Genomic DNA, 385 nt, shown 5'->3' on the forward strand with positions numbered 1-385 from the left:
TTCGTGGGATCGCTTAAGCCATTCCGCCTCAGGGTCATACATTCCGCTGACACTTTCGCCTGGATTGACGAAGAAATCGGGAATGCACACGATGTCGGGTTGCGGGCAGTCTTTGAAATCGTGGTCAGGCTTTACCCAGATGCCATTGGCGGCTTGGAACCCGTCCTTGGTGCGGGCGACGGTGTAGGGACGCATGCTCTGTTCGCCCGCCTCCCCCGTTACGATGAATGGGAAGTCGCGCCCAGGAGAAGAAAACAGGTCAAACATGCCATATAGGGCTGAGGCCGTGACTTCCGGCACCGCAAGGATGGCAACATTGATCTGACCGTCTTGTCCTGGCATGGCAGAATTGACCGCCTTTCAGCGTTTCCGACTTTAGTACCGA

General features: G+C 56.1%; 1 protein-coding gene. It reads right to left on the minus strand.

Features of this window, described 5'->3' with window-relative positions; translation table 11 throughout:
* Nucleotides 1-342: type 1 glutamine amidotransferase family protein (locus LB462_RS31035; RefSeq protein ID WP_505483638.1), on the minus strand; the 342-nt coding region annotated here is incomplete at its 3' end.
* Nucleotides 343-385: the final 43 nt, after the last annotated feature.

This window comes from Phyllobacterium chamaecytisi, from assembly GCF_020164455.1.
Taxonomy (GTDB): domain Bacteria; phylum Pseudomonadota; class Alphaproteobacteria; order Rhizobiales; family Rhizobiaceae; genus Phyllobacterium; species Phyllobacterium chamaecytisi.